This is a genomic window from Acidiphilium sp. PM, assembly GCF_000219295.1.
Taxonomy (GTDB): domain Bacteria; phylum Pseudomonadota; class Alphaproteobacteria; order Acetobacterales; family Acetobacteraceae; genus Acidiphilium; species Acidiphilium multivorum.
Map to the genome: position 1 here is coordinate 1 of NZ_AFPR01000315.1, position 1,068 is coordinate 1,068.

At 73.4% G+C, this 1,068-nt stretch carries 1 protein-coding gene and 1 pseudogene; one reads left to right on the forward strand and one right to left on the reverse strand.

What is annotated here, in order from left to right; genetic code table 11:
* The coding region (locus tag APM_RS12025; RefSeq protein WP_039888477.1) for a succinylglutamate desuccinylase/aspartoacylase family protein at nucleotides 1-650 on the reverse strand (650 nt) is incomplete at its 3' end.
* Nucleotides 651-816: 166 nt separating this feature from the next.
* On the opposite strand from APM_RS12025, the pseudogene APM_RS12030 reads away from it, so the two are divergent.
* Nucleotides 817-1,068, forward strand: a pseudogene (locus APM_RS12030) (ELM1/GtrOC1 family putative glycosyltransferase); the annotation flags it as partial.

A 1,068-nucleotide genomic window follows, 5' to 3' on the forward strand; every position in this document is an offset into this window, starting at 1 on the left:
GTGTCCTCCTGCCAGTGCTGCCCGGCCTCGACCAGCACGGCCGCGGCATCGCCCGCCTCGGCGAGGAAGCGCGGATGGTCGATCAGCCGGCGCCCGCCGGCATGGCCGCCATCGGCCACCACCAGCGCCGGCGTGCCCATCGCCATCGCCAGCGCCCGGCTGCGCGCGCCCTGGCCGCACAGGACCAGCGGGTCCGAGGGCCAGAGCATCGAATGCAGGTCGATCACCCAGTCCGCCTCGGCGATCAGCGGCCAGATCGCGCGGGCGCGGTCGAGCTCGGCGGAGCGGCGCGGGCCTTCCAGCGCCGCCGGGTCCCACACCCGGTTCAGGTCCTCGTCGACGAAGCGCGAGGCGACCGGGTTCTCCGGATCGAAGCGGCGATAGGCGGCGAGGTTGACGAAGCCGAGCGTGAGCCGCCCGCAGGCCGGGCGCGGCCCCTCGCGCAGCAGGGCGTCGAGCACCGCGGCGCCGGCGATCTCGTTGCCGTGCATCAGCGCCAGCACCATCACATGCGGCCCCGAGCGCGGGGCGGCGAAGGTGATGAACCCCTCGATGCCGGTATTGCCCGGCAGCCAGGGCGCAAGGTCGGGCGCCGCGAGCCGCACCTCGAAGCGCGGCAGCGATGCCGTGTCGCTCCCGGCCGCGCTCATCACGGCGGCGCCGCCGGTCCGGCGCGGTCGTGGCGGGCTTTCATTCGGCGCGAACTTGCCATGGCGCCACTCTACCCAGAGATGAAAAACCTGCAACCGTGCGACATGTGTTGACGAAATGTCCGGCTGGCACGAAAACGCCGCGATGCAAGCCGCGCCGACTCTCATGGCCGCAACCCAAGCCATCGCCGACGGACAGGCCGCTCCGGTCACCGCCCGCGTCCTGTGCACCGACCTCGCCGGTCTCCGCTCCCAGGCCCTGGGCCTCGCGGAAGCCGCCGGATTCCGGACCGATTTCCGCGTCATCGCGCCGAAGCGGCCGTGGACCCTGTTCTCGCCGATGCTCTGGCCCGATCCGCGCTGCGCGATCGACGCGGCGGCCCTCGCCCCGCCGGAGGGCGACCTGATGCTCGGCGCC